This window comes from Veillonella infantium, assembly GCF_002959895.1.
GTDB classification, from domain to species: Bacteria; Bacillota; Negativicutes; order Veillonellales; family Veillonellaceae; genus Veillonella; species Veillonella infantium.
The window spans coordinates 239007-254004 of sequence record NZ_PPDD01000001.1 but is presented as its reverse complement, the minus strand read 5'-3'; the positions used below and the strand labels follow the sequence as shown (position 1 = coordinate 254004).

Here is a 14998-nt window from a genome sequence, read left to right as displayed (position 1 = left end):
TATGGGGTTAGTAGAATATAAAGAAGACTTTGATGAAGAGATTAAGACGAGTGTATATGGAACTGGTGTTAGTACAAAAGCAGCCTTTTTAGAAGCTGCATCTAACTTACTTGGGGATAATGAACTTGAATCTGAGTTTCAAATTGTTGAGTATGAAGGTATTGGTTATCGTCAACATCGCTTACAGTTAGATGGTTATGTTTATGGTGAATTATCTAATTGTATGTCATTAGCACTTGTAGACTACCGTCATGATGACAGTGTTGTAACTGCCACAGAAATTGATACAATAGTAAAACGGGCTAGATTTTTCCTTGAAGATATTGATTATATCCTCAGTCATGCGGAGGAGAGCTCACCTGGATATGGACTAGCATTAGATATAAAGAATAATATTTTTGATATTCAAAAATATAAAATTTATCTTTTTACTAATAACTTGATGTCTAATCGTATTAAGACTCTTGAAGCAGATCAAATTGGAGGTATTCCTATAGAATACCATGTATGGGATATATCCAGATTATATGAATTATCTCAAAATCTAACTATGAAAGAAGATTACGAGGTAGAATTTAGTGAATTTAGCGATAAATCAATTCCTTGTTTATCAGTTACAAGTGGTGAAGATTACCAAGGTTATATGGCTTGTATTCCAGGGATTGTATTGGCGAAACTATATATTAAGTTTGGAGCTAAACTGTTAGAAAGTAATGTACGTTCTTTTTTACAAATTAAAGGGAAAGTTAATAAAGGCATCAGAAATACTATTATAAAAGAACCTAGTAAGTTTTTTGCATATAATAATGGTATTACATGTACTGCGGATTCTATAAAAGTTGATAGTGATAATGGCACTCCAATATTAATATCATGTCAAAATCTTCAAATTGTAAATGGTGGGCAAACAACAGCATCATTGGCATCAGCACTATTAGATAAGAAAGAGCATTTAGAAAGAAATATTAATGATATTTATGTGCCGATGAAGATTTCTGTAGTTACAGATGTAAACTCTGCAGAGCTTGTTGCTAATATTTCTAGATATGCTAATAGTCAGAATAAAGTAAATGAAGCTGATTTATCTGCTAACCACCCGTACCATATTAGAATTGAGCAATTGTCAAAAACAACTAGTTCTCCAGCTCTACATGGGCAACAGTTCGGCACATATTGGTACTATGAACGTGCGCGTGGATCATATGCTCAAGAAACACATAAAGCTACATTATCTACTAAAAAGAATTTCGAAGCAAAATATCCTAAAAAACAGAAGTTTGATAAAACTGAATTGGCAAAACTTGTTAATATATTTTCCGGTCGCCCAAACATAGCTAGTGCTGGGGGGCAAAAGGCTTTTGTGCATTTTATGCAAGATATCTCTAAGGAATGGGAGCGTAACCCTAAAGCATTTGGACCAGAATATTTTAAAAAGCTAATATGTTATAAAATTTTATTTAGAGAGACTGATTATATTGTAAAGTCTTCAGAATGGTATGGTAGTTATAAGGCAAATATTGTAGCCTATACATTGAGTAAGCTTTTTGATATTATAGAAAAACGTTATAAAGATAAGTCTATTAATTTTAATTATATTTGGAAGAATCAAAATATTAGTTTAGCGCTACGTAATCAATTAAAAGAGCTGACAAAATTTACTCACAAGTATTTGATTAATGATAGTAGAGACGTACAAAATGTTACAGAGTGGGCTAAAAGGACTAACTGTTGGGATCGCTTTAAGATAACCTCCTTTTCATTAGATTCGGAATTTATCGATGAATTAGTTTTCACTGAAGATTTGATAGCTGAGGGGCCTAATACGACTGAGTGGACTGAAGATCAAGCTATGATTGAGGTTTTTAAGATAGAAGCGTCTTTATGGTACAATTTAAAAAGTTGGAATAGTAACCATCGCATTTTAACTCAAAAAGAGTTAGATTTTATAGATTGTGCTATAAAAATCCATACTAAAGGGTGGTATCCAAGTGGCAAACAATGTATTAAAATTTTAGAAACTCTTCAACGTGCACGGTTAGAAGGATTTCCAGAATGATTTACAATATGGTAAGGAGTCGTATTAATGTTAAATGTAGTTGAAGCCTTTAGTGGCATTGGCAGTCAGGCTAAAGCATTAAAAAAATTAGGCATTGACTATAAAGTTGTTAATATATTGGAATGGGATATATCAGCTTTTGTTGCATATGATTTTATTCATAATGGTGCGCCAGACATTACTCCTTATAAAAATCTTACAAAAAAAGAGCTTTTAGATAAGTTGATTCCACTAAATCTAAGTATTGATGGTAAAAACCCTGTAAAACGAAATTCTCTTAATATGTGGAAGGTGGAGTCTCTCCAAGTTATATGGGCTGCATATAACAGAACGCGTAACTTAGGTGATATTCAAAAGGTAGATCATCTTACTTTCCCGAGTGATATTGATGTATTAACGTACTCTTTTCCTTGTCAGGATTTATCTATAGGTGGAGCATGGCATAACAATCATTCTGGTATTGATCGGGATGCTAATAATCGTTCAGGATTATTGTGGGAAGTTGAACGGATTTTAGAATCGTTACATGATAATGATAAGGATTTACCTCGCTTTCTATTGATGGAGAATGTTAGTAACATTCTTTCCAAGAGACATGCATCTAATTTCAATGACTGGAAAAATCAACTAGAACGGTTAGGATATTTTAATAAGGTTTATACATTGGATGCATCTAATTTTGGAAGTCCGCAACGACGTGTACGGACTTTTATGGTAAGTGTTTTATTACCTAATAAAGACGTACAAACTTTAGTGGAGCAATATTTTAAAGATAATGATTTAGAAGAAACATCTAAAAATAACCATAGAAAGCCTAAAAAACTTGAGCGTTTTTTACGAATGGATTATTCTAATCCAATCTATAAAGAAGAGGCAAATATTTCTAATCCTAATGATACGCCATCTCGACGTAAGATATATGAGGGGAATGATATACTTAATAAGCCAACTGGATTTAATGAATATCTTGGCACGTTAACAACGAAACAAGATCGACATCCTAACGCTGGAATATTAGAGTTCCCAGAGCATCGGGAGGGTGGAAGTCCTTATCGAAATCTAACCCCTAGAGAATGCTTTCTTCTAATGGGATTTGATGAGGCTGATTTTAATAGAGTATTGAAATATAACCCGCAAATACAAGTAAATAAGAAATTATACTCTCGTGAGCGGTTAGAACGACTTGCAGGTAATAGTATAGTTGTTGATGTACTAGTAAAAATCTTTGAACAAATTAATGAATTAAAATCAATCATTTATCGTTAAAGTTAAAAGGAGCAACCATAAGGTTGCTCCTTTTTGTATATCTTTGACCAATATAATTTACGCCAGATATCGAAATATTAATTCCGTGGCCAAATTTTTAGTGCTATTTCAGCGAAGTCTTCTTGGCGTTTCACAATTGTGAGTGTAGTCCAGTCATCTATTGAGACAAGGTCACGAGTCATTTTGATTTCTGACTTCTTATAGATTTCTTTCTTTTTATCAAAGCCTTTGTTCTTAGCTCTATTATTATATTCTTGGCCTAGCAGAGTTAAATTACCTAAACGCCATAGGTATGTTTCATGGTCCTCATCATTGAAGTTGATCCATTCATCATTAATCTTTTTAGGAAGGATATGTTCAACATGAACACGATTTGAGTCATCCACAATTTTTGTTTCGTTAATATCAAAGTTATTAATTTTACGAAGTAAATAGCGTATAACTGCATTTTTCTTGGAGTTGAAAATTCTGAAGTTATTGATGAATTCCTCATCTGATACCATAAGAGAATATAGTTTTTTTAGGATATCATCTTTTGTTGGCTTTTTGCTGGATGCACTATCACTATTAGGTGGCCAAGCTTTATCGCTAATACTTTTTGCAATTTGAGCAAATACAAGCTCATATTTGTTGGCTACAAGTCCAGAAACAACAAAGTTACGAACTACTAGTGTTTCTATTGCTTTTAAAACCTCATTTATATCTTCTTCAGAGTAGTTCTGTAATCTTAAGGCAAAGATTATAGGAATATATGAGGATGCATCTAATTTTTGCATCTCAATAAGACGTTCGTTCAGTTCTGTTAAATCAAAGTCTTTGTTATCGTCAGGGTGTAGTATTGCTGCACACACCTTAGATAGAGAGCGTAGATTTGATAATAATGCATTCACATCAGATTGTGATGTTATATCTGTACGTAATGCTTTAAATAAATCTTTTTCTCGGGCAAAACGTTTTGTACTATTCCAATAGTAGCGAATAAATTTTGTTGGATCTATATTATCAAGATTATCAATAATAGTATTCCAAGTTTCAGTAGCACTAGGTAAATCATTTTGTGCCATGCGAAGGATATGATTCTTTAATAAGTCTGCCGTTTCTAGTGCTTTACCACGAGCGTTGAGTGATTCAAAGATTATATACGCTTCATTGATATCGTCAGTTTCAACGGTCATAAGAATAAATTGATTAATTAAGGCTTGATATAGTTTATTTAGCGCTTTGTATTGATTAGAGTCATTATTTTTAAGAAATTCATTTACCTTTCCATTAAAGAATTTACTTGCATAGAAGATATTATAGTTAGATGGTTTAAGTTTCTTTTTATCAAATTTTTTGTCACTATAATCAATGGCTCCACGTTTTTGTACATATTCAAAGAAGAACTCTTTATCAACACCACCCATAGATAAATACTGCTCTCGCTTGCTTTCAGATATACGGCCAATATATTTAGCATTAATATCTTCGGAGTCGTCATTTGCATCATTATTGTTTGTTGCATTGGCAATTTCTTTAAATTTTGTACGTAGAATATCTAGGAAGATAATTGTTGTTGAGATACGTTGCTGACCATCAATAATGTAGCGTTTACCATCTTCCTTATTTTTGTGAATTACAACCTGTCCAAGAAAGTGTTCATCATGTGTATTTTCTTCGTAAATTTGTTCCAAGTCTAGCCAAAAGTCATCTAGTTGAGTCTCTTCCCAAGAGTAGCCCCGTTGATATTCTGGAATATAAAGCTTCTCGTTCCCTAAAAAAGAACCTAGTTTTGTTAGATTTGAGTTAATAATCCCCATATTACTACCCCCGTATACAAAAATACTTTTCTTATAAATATTAGATCATACTTTTAGGTAGAGATCAAATATTATAAGAGACAGCGTATAAAATAGAGAAACAGAAAGAGGAGACTGCTTTATAACAGTCTTCTTTTATATTTTATAGGTCATTAAATTACAGCTATCTTTGGAAATTCTATGCGAGTACCAGTTCATTTTATATTCATTTTATGGAAGGGTTTTATATTTATAATTATTTGTTTAACTGTATGTAGTATAGTGTTGATAAATAATGTGTTATGTTTTGTACTGTTGGGATCATAAGATTCGATTAATTCTTGTTTGATATCTACAGATATGTGGATTAGGGAGATTTAACATGAAATCAAAATTGAGATTGTTTGTGTGTATGTGTTTTAGTGTTATGTGTCTATTTTTTGCCTTAACAGTTGATGCAGCTCAAATGCCATTAGACTTAGTTATTCATGCGTCTCAAAAGGTAGCCGGTGATTGGTATGATGCTAGTGGCAATAAGGTATTGAGTATTTCTAACGGATATATTAATGGTTGTCGTATTGTTGATGGTGCTGATTTTGTTGGTGGTTATCCTGGGGCAGGTGTTTTTATTATTCAGGAGGCTCAAGGTAGAAAAGCTATTCATCTAGAGTGGTTGGGGAATGGTGAGCATAGAACCTTGATTATGAATAAAAAGAACCAATTAACTAATCGCTTGCAAAAGGAGCATTATGAATCTGTTCGAGGAGTGCATTTAGGAATGACTCGACAACAGGTAATTGATCTACTTGGTGCTCCAAGTTCCAGTGATGTTCGTGGACGTGAGACATTAAAATATATGGATTTAGGTCTTAGTGTTGGCCTTGATCATAATATGGTTACAGTTATTACGCTTACTAGTAAAAATGCTCATTTTGACAAATCTGGATTGGGTATCGATTCATCTATGATTGACTACTATAACTTCTATCAATTTAATCGAATGCCATCTGAGCTTTCAAAGAATACATTCCAAGGTGTATTCTCTATTGGTCATGGTGAATACATATTCTTTGGTAGCAATAAGGTTTCATTAACTGTTTATAGTAATTAAAACAGCAATAGTTGTGTATTATTTGGTTCATGCAATATAGGGTTTGTATGGATAGGGTTCCAGCTGTAAATATAAGGGGATTTACAATGAATAAGAAGTGTTTAGTATTAGCAGGTATTTTGTCTGTATTGTGTGCAAATGGTTTAACGGTCCATGCAGATTCTACTGTTTCCGCGAATAGTGAGAATTTGTTAGTTAATAGGAGTACGAATGCAGATGGTTCTACGAACTATGAGATTTCGATGACGAATTATCCTACATACCAAGGGACGTTTATAGGTACTGGTGGTGATATTAACCATGGTATTCGCATTGAGTCTGATGGTATATCTATTAGTGATACGGTAGAAGCAAATGCGGGTCATCCTGATGATCGTCATGCTCATATTGGAGCTGGTCACTTTGATATGTATAATGGCACTCATGAGCTCGTTTGGATGGAGGATTATGGCTTGGCGATTCTCGACCGAAAAGAAAATAAATATACGGCACAAATGGAGCCTAAAACTTTCACCATGACCAATACACAAAGTGGTGATAAATCCGAGCTCAGCACAGATGGTACGAAGATTGTGCACTTTGATAACGATGAGAGCATTGAATACAATACGAATTATGGTTATAAAGGGGTGACCATCACGACTACTGATGGGGACCATGACAATGAGAAAACTGTGTCTCTCACTGACAAAGGCCTAGATAATGGGAACAATAAGATTGTAAATGTGTCTAAGGGCAATGTATCTAAAACGTCTACTGACGCTATCAACGGTAGTCAGTTGCACGAAGTGAAAACGCAGGTGGACAATAATACGAATCGCATTTCTACGCTCGAAAATAACACGGTTAACATTGGTGACAAGGTGCTCAACAACGCCAAGTCTTATACGGATCATCAGGTTTCTAAGGTAGGCGCTGCCTCTGCGGCGTTAGCGGGCCTCCATTATTTGGACTATAATCCAAACGATAAATGGTCCTTTGCGACAAGTGTAGGCCATTACAAGAACTCAAATGCTGGCGCTATCGGGGCGGCTTATCAGCCGAATGAAAACTCCATGGTTCACGCTGGCGTTACCGTTGGTGGTGAAAGTATGTTTAACATCGGTGCTTCTTTCAAGGTGGGCGAACAAGATCCGACACTTAAAACAAGCCGCTTTGAAATGGCGAAACAAATCAAAGACCTACAAGCCGACAATGCATCACTGCGCGCAGACAACGACGAACTACGCGCTGAAGTAAACGAAATTAAAGCAGCGTTACAAAAATTACAGTAATTGTAGTATTTATAATAGTCACATAAGTTATATAATAGCTAAGCTTTACGCTTGGACCATACATAGGCATGTTCTCGAGGATATAGTATACTTATACTAATGAGAGAACGTGCCTATTATTGTTTGAGAGGTGTTGTATGAAACTAAAAAGTACATTGTTGGGTTTGGCTATAGCACTTGCTTTCACCATGCCTATTGATGCGGCGCAGTATACTGTTCCTGAAGGGCAACCACCTGTGCCAGGAGCTGATGCAAGTATTCCAGATAATGCATATCAGAACTATCGTTATGGTGAAGCTCTGAATGCTAATGCGAGTGCAATTATTTTAGCGCGCAAGCACATATATGAAATGTTAGATAAACAGGTAGAAGAGAATAAAAGAAGTATCGAAGAAGCAGAACGATGGAAGAAAGCACATGATAAATCTATGGATATATCTTCTCATGAATCTACGGTTATCTTGCTGCACGAAGGTGAGCATCGGGCTAAAATGACAGTGCCTATTGTTGTAACCAGAAGTTTTTATAAAGAAGCTCATAAGAAAAATGAGGTATCTTCTTTTGCTGCTGAAAGTAGTGTTGTTGCTGGTCTTGTTAGTTCCAGTGAAAGCTTTGTAGATGATGCAGCTTATAAATCTGCAAAACAAAAGGGTGCTTTTAATTACCCTGGTATTACGAAAGGGTATTGGAGTATAACAGATACATATTCTAGTGAGAATACACCTTTAATGATGGCTGCTGTTACGTTTGATAAACAACCGAACCACAATTATATGGCCATTCTTGGCCATAAAAATCACCCAATTACCGATAAGATAGAGCGTACAATGGCTAACTTTGTCATTCCATCGCTACAGCCAATAGATGATGTAGATCGTACAAGTGATGCTGTTACATGGGGGAATGTAACCTATCGTTTGCCTAAGGGTATGCAGTTACAATCAGAAATGAAAGAGGGGCCACATGCAGAAGGTCGTGTATATGTAGGGCCAGACATGCGGCTGGTTGTAACAAGAGGTCCTATACAGAGAAAAGATCATCCAATGGTTGCATATCCTAAACGTGTTTTTAAAGATCTTATCTATAGATCCTCTAAATTATTGTTACAAAATGTACCGATCCAATCTGCGATGGTGTTGAATAATGGTATTCCTACCTATATCATGGATCAATACAACCCTGGTAAGCTATCACGTATACTCCATTTGATACAAGATGATGAATACTCCTATGTTATGGTATTGACATATAAAGATGATAAAGCTAAATACAATCATCTAAAGTTACGCAATATGATGGAATACTTAGACTTTAAAAATGCTAAAGAGTTAAGAAGCAAAACAGAAAAAAATAAAGAAATAAGCAAAAAAGATATATAAAAGACCGTACTTTTGGGTACGGTCTTTATAGGATTGCCTATAGCGCTTATTTGTCTCACAAAAGACAAATAGCCCTTCGTTATCTTAGATGATTCGATAACTGAAAGGCCATTTCTCAAGATTCTTTGTTTTCCGAGATGAGCCTGACGTAGCTACTCGTCTGACTATCTATATTATAGTAAGGTTATGATATATCGTCAAATTGTGATGAATGTGTATAATACGTAATGTGTTGAGGTCTTGTAAAATAAGGAAAACTCCTATTAGCTTAGCCGATAGGAGTTTTTTCTTTAGAGAACTCTTTTAGAATGTTCTCTTACATTATTTTTTTTAGTTATTCTTTTAAATCATCAGGTATAGCCGGTGGAGCCGGTGGTTTACCCATGGATCTTTCAATGAACACCACAGCCACAAAGACGATGAGGCTGACAATAGAACCGAAGATGATGGACATAATGCCGTATGGGTTGCCCACGAATTCCCAGTACACGCCTGCGATAGAGCCGAGCACGATGGACCAAATGCCAGCGCCAGCTGTTGCATTTTTCCAAGTGAGGCCTAGTAGGAATGCCGCGAATGGGCCAGCGGATCTCATGGTGAAAGCAAATACGAGCATCGGAATGATGGCTTTACTTACGAGAGAGATAACGATGGCGATGATGCCGAGGAATAGCACGCATAGACGGCTATAATTTGTGAGCTGAGAGTCAGTGAGGCTTTTACCAAAATGATGTTCCACAATATCCTTGGTAAATACAGTAGCGGCGCCTAATAGGTCGCCTGCGCCTGATGAAAGCGTGGCCGATACGACAGCTGCCATAACGAAGCCCGCCATTACTGGAGGCATGAGGTTAAGGGCAACCGTTGCCACCGCATTGTTCGCTTCGATGTTCGGGAACTCAGCCAATGCTACGAGACCTAACACCGCAGGAACGAAGGCAAATAGAGCCATGATAATACCACAAATGATGGAACCAAGAACGGCTGTTTTCTCGTCCTTTGCGGCGAAGTACCGTTGTACGGATTCTTGGCCGGTGGAGAAGGTCATGAAGTACATGATAATGAGGCCGATGATGGTTTTCCAACCAACCTTAGTGAAGCCGAGCTGTTCAGGTGGCAATTTTGTTACAACAGATTCCCAACCGCCTACATTGTGCAATACGAACGGTACAGCGAGGGAGAAGCCCCCAACGAGAACGAAGAAATGGATAACGTCCGTCATCGTTACGCTCCACATGCCGCCGGACATGGTGTAAATTACGAGAACCGCGCCGCAGATGAGGATGGCGAGCTCTGTTGAAAGCCCGGTGAGAACGCTAATAATAGTTGCTGTCGCTGTAATCTGTACGCCTGCTAGTGTAATCGTTGCTAGCATGGACAGAATAGACGTAATGAGATGACTAGCCGCACCGAAGCGACGACCGATGATCTCTGGTACTGTTGTTGCCATAGCACGACGTAAAAGCGGTGCGATGAATGCAACGAGAATAACCCCAATCCCTGCAGAAACTACGTACCAACCTGCAGATAAACCCCAAGAACCATACGCTTTCGCGGCTACCCCAACGGTACTCCCGCCACCGATCTCCGTAGCTGCTAACGTGCCTGCCGTCATAAGAACCCCAATACGACGACCTGCGAGAAGATAGTCAGTACTATCTTTTACACGAATATGACAATACACGCCGACCAATAAATTCAGTAATAAATAGGCACAAACAATGACCCATATAATAGTTAAAGAGTCCATATGCCACCTCCTAAACTACAAACTAGTTAGAGACACATACTAAATCACCCTTACTACTTGCGGTGTATATATCAAGTATAGTTTAATTATCCATAAAAACTGGAGAAAATACAAAGAGGAGTTTCTTGATATATTGGAGAATGTATATATATTAGGAACTAAAAAAAGCCCGTTAATACGGGCTTTTTCTATGCATTCCTTTGAAGCACTTGTGGCGCTTATTTGTCTAGAAATAGCAAAATAGCCCTTCGTTTCTTCGGAAATTAGATAAAACGAAAAGGCCATTTCTACATGTTTCATTTAGTTTAGAGATGAGCCTGACGCAACTACTCGTCTGACTATCTACTTATATTATAGGGATAAAGATATATATCGTCAAATGGAGATAAACCTTATAAATATCAATCTTATAAGTAGCAATTAGAAGTAAATCCTATATACTAAATTATAAAATTATTAATAATAGGCACGACCTTGTTTGCATAGTATACTTATGCTAATAAGGTTGTGCTTATTTTGTTGTAATGTGAGAGAAGAAAAAGAGAGGGTTTTATGTTATGTAAAAGTGTAATTATGATGGCAGTAGCAACTGCTTTCACCATAAATGTAAGTGCTGTACAGATCGAAGTGCCAGCCGGACAGCCGCCTATGCCTGGAGCAGATGCGAGCATTCCTGCCAATGCGTATGAGAATTATCGTCATATTAATGAGGTAGCGGAGAAAAAAGCAGAGTCATTTAGTCAATTTATAAAATCAAAGCCTACAAATCCTCCATCTTCCTTCGATAAGCTAAATTCGGAACATCCTGGTTTTGCTAAGGCTTTGGAGCTTGCAGATTATTCGCAGTCTACAGTTGTATTGATTCATGAAGGGGATAAGAATATCAGATTATCCGTTCCAAATGTTAGCTTCCGTGGTGATGTTGTAGAAACAGAGGCTGGGAAAGGGCCGTTATTTGCCGTTCAAAGTCTCAGTACATTTTTAGTAGTAGGACCACCTCATGGGAAAGAGCTTAGTAAATATGCTGAAGGTGAAGGAAAATATAATTATCCAGGGTTGAGGAATGCATCTTGGAAGTTCATGTCAAACAATTCTCGCATAATGTATACGGAGTTTACTCCGGATGGTACAAAGACAACGTATGGAGTTACTTATGGTGGATGGGTTAATACAGAAGATCCATATCAAGATAAAGCACCTGAGGTGGTGATGAGTAAATATATTATTCCATCCATAGAGTCTTTATCTAGCTTGGATAATTATAGTCAAATTGAGCATTGGGGAAATTATAGCTATCGTATTCCCAAAACGGCTAAGTTGATCAGTGAAGCTGTTGAAGATGGAGTGTATGATGTGAGACTATATGAAGATACAGGGGCTAAAATCAGGGTAATACGTAGCTCAATCAAGGACAAAAAGAAAGATGTAACGATAATTAAGATCCCAATACTATATTTTTTACATAAATATGGTGATTTAGAAACACCCACACAATACGCAGTAGTATGGAATAATGGGATTGCAGGTTCTTTGGTTGATGCCTATAAGCCTAATAGTGAATCCTATCTGCGTCATGTTGTGAGAGATTCTGTATATGTTTACAGTTATCGTATTAATTATGATGAAAGTAAAACATCTTATACACATAAGCAGCTAAGAGATATGATCGAATACGTAGGCTTTGATGATGCGGCAAGATTACGAAAAGAGCCACAATGGCGAGAAGAAGGAACATATAAGGAGAGGCTTGAAAATAGCTCAATCTTTATTCCATGGTATATGGAATGGGTTAAGCTGTTAAGTAAATAAGCTGTATTTGACTATTTAGTTTGAGAGAGGTTTTTATGGTTCAACGTATTTTGATGCTAGCCCTTGTGTTGCTGGCTTTCACCATGCCCACAGAGGCAATCACCTATCAGGAGTTGAAGACATCACCACAGTTTAAGTTAGTTCATACTCGATCGATGAATGGTCCTATGGAGAGTGGTGGGTTGTATATCTATTTGAACACCTATTCTATTGAAGCCCTTCGCTATGCACCGCCACAGTATTCCTTGCGTGGGACCTACTATGTAGTGATGGATACATCTTATCAATCTACCATCGATGAGAGACAGCTCACCGTGGATTATGATACAAACTATTCGTTAGCGACCCTTATTCATTCGTCTCGTATAATGAATCCGAGTCCATCTATGATGGCTTTGATTGAGGCTAGTGAAAGTAAGTCTGGTTTGGCTATGACGGAGGTAGATGTAGCGAAGTATACCTTTGATGGGGCGACAAAGCCAATGCATTATGTAAACGATACGCGTAAGTTCCCACTTAATCGCAATAATACTATTATGTATGATATAGCGGATGCTATGTTTATGTCCGTGTATCAGAATCATTTTGATGATATTGTGGTACAGTGAGGTGGATGATGAAACGCATATATTTACTTTCACTATGGTTATTAATGTGCCTCATAGTACCGATGCAAGGACAAGCTGTATCACAGGCTGACTTATTAAACTCAGAGCGATTTGAACACATCGATTCGAGTGCTGACTCTGGAAGAGGAGATGGAAAATACTTGGATCTTTCATCTGTTAAGTCTGTAACGGCGCCAAATGGCCATCGTCGTATCGAAGCCAACATTTATGTTTCCATGCCTGCTGCGAATATGATTCAAGGACTTTCAGTACAATACGATTACCAAATGGATCGTTCTTTGCGCCATTTGATTAATGCTCATGATAAAAGTTTCAAACAAGGTGATAAGACTCCATATATCTCTATTTGGCGTGCAAAACAAGGGAACTCAGGTATCACTGGAACCGTTAATGATAGTGGCACCTTTTACAATGATGGACAAATGCGCCAACAACGTGTATATAAAGAAAATCTAAATGCTATAATTCTACCTGCTGATTTTGGTGATGAAAAATATAAATTGCCTAATTTGCTCTATCAAAAAGCATATGGTATAGCTTATGACGATGAGACATAATAAATTATTGATAGTATTAGAATGGTCAGAATCGAGGATAGACTTAGATTAATGATTAAACTTATTTTTGGGTTTCTGTTAAAGTTTGTACTTTTACTTATTTGGGGCGCCTCTATTTGGGGGATTTATACATTACTGTACGATCGATATGTATTAGAAGCATATCCATTAAGAGATTATGTGCCGGTATTGATTTTTTGCTTTGGGAATATTTGGGTTTTACCATGGGTAATTTTATGGTATGAGAAACTATATCCTGTGTTTGATAAACCGAAAATGTATTATAGAGTGAAAGCATGGTTCATTTCTTTAAAAGAACAATCTACCGTGGGTATGTGTATATATAGTTGTATAGATTTTTTAATAAAGTTATGTCTAATAACGTATGGCACTATGGCTGTTTTAGCTGGTTTTATTTTGGCTGGTGTTATATTAGTTCTGCCTCTGCTTATTATTCTTAGATTGATATTTCATTAGCTCTTGAAAGCTTTTGAAAACATATATTTTATTTCTGATACGCTCTTAACTAATTTATACAATACAAAAGCCAAACTATTCATATTTAAAAAATAGCTTGGCGTTTATTAGTTTATTCGTATATTTATATAATACAATGCTTATTGTATCGCATATTAGTTCGTTCTATAATAGACTTAGGATAGTTGGACGAGGTTGGGCCTCTCTTCGTTTTTGAAGGGAGGGATAAGTCTATGAGTGATTATGAAATAATCATGCTCCTCTTACAAGTACTGGCTGTTGTCATTGCTTTTGGAGCCTTAATAGCGCTTATTTGTCTTACAAAAAGCAAATAGCCCTCCGTTACCGCATGGTAGCTAAGTAAACAGAAAGGCCATTTCCTAATTTTTTCTGATTTAGAGATGAGCCTGACGTCACGACTCGTCTGACTATCTATCTATATTATAGGGACAAAGATATATATCGTCAAATGGAGATAAATCTTATAAATATCAATCTTGAAAATATTAATTGGAAATAAAGCCTATATACTAAAGTATAAAATTATTAATAATAGGCATGACCTTGTTTGAATAGTATACTTATGCTAATACGGTTGTGTTTTTTAGATTGCTTAAAAATTGGTTAGATTCAGTGGGTAAAGTTATATACGTCATTAAAACTATACTAGTGCTTTATTTCAAGCTTTTGCTTGTTATTATGTGGGGGATTTCCGTAGGTCTTTTTTCTACAATGTCATATAATCCTGCATTAGAGCCCTATTCACTGGGGGACTTAAAATTATATATAATTCTCTTATTGGGTAATATATGCTGTATTCCCTGGCTTGTATTATGGTGTAAACGATTACCACCAGCCTTTAATAAACCCCAATTATACTATAGGGCTAAAGAGTGGATCTGTGCCAAGAAA

General features: G+C 36.4%; 10 protein-coding genes. 8 read left to right on the top strand and 2 right to left on the bottom strand.

The features are described from left to right. The first annotated feature begins 1 nt into the window (after position 1). Both VCHSUH03_RS01205 and dcm read left to right on the top strand, forming a co-directional pair. Positions 2-2056: an AIPR family protein gene (locus VCHSUH03_RS01205; RefSeq protein ID WP_105093768.1), complete on the top strand. Its 2055-nt coding sequence runs from the start codon at positions 2-4 to the stop codon at positions 2054-2056. Between the two features lie 27 nt (positions 2057-2083). After that, positions 2084-3322 (top strand): DNA (cytosine-5-)-methyltransferase, encoded by a 1239-nt coding sequence (dcm, locus tag VCHSUH03_RS01200; protein WP_105093767.1) that lies wholly within the window; start codon positions 2084-2086, stop codon positions 3320-3322. Positions 3323-3399: 77 nt separating this feature from the next. On the opposite strand, the gene VCHSUH03_RS01195 is transcribed toward dcm, so the two are convergent. Continuing rightward, positions 3400-5121 carry a DUF262 domain-containing protein gene (locus tag VCHSUH03_RS01195; RefSeq protein WP_105093766.1) on the bottom strand — a complete coding sequence of 574 codons (1722 nt, stop codon included), beginning with the start codon at positions 5119-5121 and terminating at the stop codon, positions 3400-3402. 361 nt (positions 5122-5482) lie between these two features. Here VCHSUH03_RS01195 and bamE point away from each other — a divergent pair, with 361 nt between their 5' ends. From bamE to VCHSUH03_RS01180, 3 genes are all read left to right on the top strand, one after another. Beyond that, entirely contained in the window at positions 5483-6211 is a 729-nt protein-coding gene (bamE, locus tag VCHSUH03_RS01190) for an outer membrane protein assembly factor BamE domain-containing protein (protein WP_105093765.1), read from the top strand. Between the two features lie 86 nt (positions 6212-6297). Next, positions 6298-7485 carry a YadA-like family protein gene (locus tag VCHSUH03_RS01185; RefSeq protein ID WP_241567116.1) on the top strand — a complete coding sequence of 396 codons (1188 nt, stop codon included), beginning with the start codon at positions 6298-6300 and terminating at the stop codon, positions 7483-7485. Between the two features lie 137 nt (positions 7486-7622). Then, complete coding sequence (locus VCHSUH03_RS01180; protein ID WP_105093764.1) at positions 7623-8864, top strand: hypothetical protein; 1242 nt, start codon at positions 7623-7625, stop codon at positions 8862-8864. Positions 8865-9198: 334 nt separating this feature from the next. Here VCHSUH03_RS01180 and VCHSUH03_RS01175 read toward each other — a convergent pair whose 3' ends face one another. After that, on the bottom strand, positions 9199-10614 hold the full coding sequence (locus tag VCHSUH03_RS01175; protein WP_105093763.1) for a sodium:solute symporter family protein: 1416 nt from the start codon (positions 10612-10614) through the stop codon (positions 9199-9201). Positions 10615-11166: 552 nt separating this feature from the next. Between VCHSUH03_RS01175 and VCHSUH03_RS01170 the strand changes: the two genes are divergently transcribed. The 3 genes from VCHSUH03_RS01170 to VCHSUH03_RS01160 are packed head-to-tail and all read left to right on the top strand — an operon-like array spanning position 11167 to position 13609. Further along, complete coding sequence (locus tag VCHSUH03_RS01170) at positions 11167-12423, top strand: hypothetical protein (protein ID WP_105093762.1); 1257 nt, start codon at positions 11167-11169, stop codon at positions 12421-12423. A gap of 35 nt (positions 12424-12458) precedes the next feature. Next, positions 12459-13031: a hypothetical protein gene (locus VCHSUH03_RS01165; RefSeq protein ID WP_105093761.1), complete on the top strand. Its 573-nt coding sequence runs from the start codon at positions 12459-12461 to the stop codon at positions 13029-13031. 8 nt (positions 13032-13039) lie between these two features. Next, positions 13040-13609 carry a hypothetical protein gene (locus tag VCHSUH03_RS01160; RefSeq protein ID WP_105093760.1) on the top strand — a complete coding sequence of 190 codons (570 nt, stop codon included), beginning with the start codon at positions 13040-13042 and terminating at the stop codon, positions 13607-13609. Positions 13610-14998: the final 1389 nt, after the last annotated feature.